Origin of the sequence: Devosia psychrophila (assembly GCF_000971275.1) — a bacterium.
Lineage (GTDB): Bacteria > Pseudomonadota > Alphaproteobacteria > Rhizobiales > Devosiaceae > Devosia > Devosia psychrophila.
The window spans coordinates 1-2841 of the sequence record NZ_LAPV01000175.1 but is presented as its reverse complement, the minus strand read 5'-3'; the positions used below and the strand labels follow the sequence as shown (position 1 = coordinate 2841).

At 61.5% G+C, this 2841-nt stretch carries 4 protein-coding genes; 2 read left to right on the top strand and 2 right to left on the bottom strand.

All coding sequences use genetic code 11. The features are described from left to right. Both WH91_RS19695 and scpB read left to right on the top strand, forming a co-directional pair. On the top strand, positions 1–201 hold a 201-nt coding region (locus WH91_RS19695; protein WP_046172726.1), incomplete at its 5' end, for a DUF1403 family protein. A gap of 11 nt (positions 202–212) precedes the next feature. Then, the gene (scpB, locus tag WH91_RS19690; protein ID WP_046172725.1) at positions 213–854 is read left to right on the top strand and encodes an SMC-Scp complex subunit ScpB; all 642 of its coding nucleotides are present in this window, start codon (positions 213–215) and stop codon (positions 852–854) included. Here the strand turns inward: scpB and WH91_RS19685 are convergent. Both WH91_RS19685 and WH91_RS25130 read right to left on the bottom strand, forming a co-directional pair. After that, positions 809–2323, bottom strand: a complete 1515-nt coding sequence (locus tag WH91_RS19685; protein ID WP_082102286.1) for an SNIPE associated domain-containing protein — start codon at positions 2321–2323, stop codon at positions 809–811. The genes scpB and WH91_RS19685 overlap by 46 nt on opposite strands. A gap of 183 nt (positions 2324–2506) precedes the next feature. After that, positions 2507–2841, bottom strand: a 335-nt coding sequence (locus WH91_RS25130) for a PIN domain-containing protein (protein ID WP_046172724.1), incomplete at its 5' end; no start/stop codon positions are given.

Sequence of the window (2841 nt, the reverse complement as noted above, 5' to 3'; positions counted from 1 at the left end):
GCCGCGGTCGCGCCAAAGCTGCGGGCCAAGGGGTCGGCCGACGTCGTCAAACTGTTGCTCTCGGACGACGCCGTTCCGGGGTCCTGGTCCGGTCCAAAACTGTCGGCTCGCGGGGCCCGGCGCCTGTTCGATCGGCTGGGTGAGTTGGGCGCAGTGCGCGAGCTCACTGGCCGGCCGACGTTTCGGCTCTACGGGTTGTGAGGGCAAAACAAGTGGCCAGGCGCAAACGGACAGATGCTGAACCACCAATCTTCGATGCCGAGTTGGCCGATATGCCTGCTGACCTACGATGGCGCGAATGGATGAACCGCATCGAAGCCGTGCTGTTCGCGGCGCCGAAGCCAGTGGAACGTGAGGTCCTGGCGCGAGTGATCGGTCGCGACGCCAGCATTGACCTGCTGATCGATGACATCCGCGAAGCGCTGCGCGGCAAACCCTATGACGTGGTCGGTGTCGCTGGGGGCTGGGCGTTCCGCACCCGAACTGCCTATGCCGATGCGATTGCCACGTCTGCTGCCGTGCCGAACCGTGCGGTTGATCTTACCCAGAACGAGGCCATGGTGCTGGTGTCGATTGCCTATCATCAGCCGGTGACGCGGGCAGGGGTATCGGAAATCCTGGGGCGCGAGGTGTCGCGGGACGTGATCGGGGCGCTGCGGGACAAGAACATGATCACCGCGGGGCCGCGCAGCCCGACGGCGGGGGCCCCCTTCACCTATGTGACGACCAAGGGATTTTTGGAGCATTTCGCACTCGATACTCTCCGTGAATTGCCGGATATGGATGGCCTTGAGGAGTCTGGTCTTTTTCAGCGCCCGTCTGATACTTTGAGCCCCACGCCGCAGCGTGGATGAACGGCTTTTGACAACATCGCCGCCTGCCAAATGGCAGCGGGGAACGCCAGTTCCTCGCTAAGGACCAGCCGAGCCAGCTGAGCGTTCCGCATGGACAGGGTCTCGTGGTATTCCTGGGCCTCGATGTCACGGAAAAACGACGCGCTTGGCGCGAGGCGCCTAACCGCCGCTTCGACGTCCTCGATAGACACCCTGAAGAATTCCTTGCGCATGTTGGTCGCGTTGACGCGCTGCGCTGCGAATTCGTTGTGCAGCGCCCTCTCCAGCGCCGGGGCCTCTTCGCTGTAGATCATGGCGTGGGTGTCGAACAGAAAGGGCACACTGGCGTCCCCGAGCTCTCGAATACGGTCAGCTGGGTCAAGGCGCCGCGTAAGGCCAATCTTGACAAAGGCCGGACCGAACGACCCGATATTGGAGATGATGTAGACGTAACCGGTCTTGGTCATTTCTGCCATTGCGCGAGCCCGCTCGACCTTAGCGTGGGCTTCAGCGAGGTCGCGTTCGAGGACGGCGATCTGCTGCGAATAGGCATCGAGTTTGGGACCGACCACGCTAGCGGCTTCCGATCTAGCCTTCTGCAACATCCGCTCGTATCGGGCTTCATCTTCCTCGGCGCGTTCCATCTCGCGAATGAGTTTCTGCTCCTCGCGAGCGGCCCGCCCTTCCTCAGCTCGCTCTTCTCGCTCCTGCTTCACCTTTTCACGGAATTCGTGAGCAAGCCGAAGCTCATCCAACTTCAGGGCGAAGTATGCCTGGGTGATCTCCACCTGATTGGAAACATTATGCTTGTCGATCTGGCCCCTGGCAATCTCGATGCGCTTTTCCAAGGCGTTGGCGTTATTCCACCTGGTGTTGGAGACTGCGGCGTCGCATTCGCTGTTGAACGCCCGGAGGGTCAATCGGATATTGCGCTCGGTCATTGTCCGCCCCTTGGCGGCGCTGCCATCCAGCGTCCATTGCGTTCGGCAAACCACGGCGGTCTTGTTCGAGACCATGATCTTCTGGAGGTCTCGGACACGCGTGATCGCCGTCTTGAAGTCCTCGCTGGTGTCAAAGTCGAAGTGGGGTTCGTAAACGCCCATTTCCGCAAAGGCCAACCTCTCGTCGAAGACCGCGACCTCCTTGGCCAGGCGGTCGAAAATGCCCTTTTTCTCAGCGTAGGAGGCGCGCAGATCCGCCACGTTCGCGGCATATCCTGCCATCTGCGCTTCGAGTGATACAAGTAAGGCCCTGGATTGGCGCTCGCGCTCATGGGCATCGGCGCGGGCCTCACCTACAATCCGCAACGCCTCGGCATCGGCGTCCACGATCGCCGCGAACCGCCTTTCCAGCGCGAGCCGCTTCGACACTTCCGAGGCGAGAGCACGGCGCCAATGTATGTGCCTGCGTACTATCTCCGCGATTAGAATGAGGAACGCCAGGGCTATGCAGCCCGCGCTGGCGAAGAAAATTATCTGATTGGAAATCATCGGTGCCCGCCCCTGCCATGCCCAGAATACACGGGGGTGCAGTGAAGTCGACTGGGGTATCCGCAACAGAACGCGGTTACGATTCGGCAACGCCCGTCCCCAGGAAGCGAGGCGCGACCTACGCTTTCGGCATTGGCCAACAGGTCGACGGCCAGTACATTGTGTCCATCTGGCCTTATGTGGTTACGGCGCGAAGCGAGCCAGCCGAACCTGCACTTCCCCATTGGGCAGCCGGCATCGTGGGTGTTGGGAGAGGGCGGTGAGCCCGCTGTGCAGTCGATTAAATTCGACGTGGTTCCCGTCGCCGAGCTGGTCAAAGAGCCATAGGACGCCGTGCATTTCGAGGATTTGCGCAGCCGCCAGTGCCCGAAGTATTCCGTCCCCAGTCAAAAGACCCCACTGGCGGGCTTCCGCGATCGCGAAGGCAAAGGTATCGGGAACCGACAGACGGGCTTGCTCCCGGTTGACGACGGTGGCCCGACCAACCTCAGCGGGCGTTAGTGCCTCAATGCGAAGCC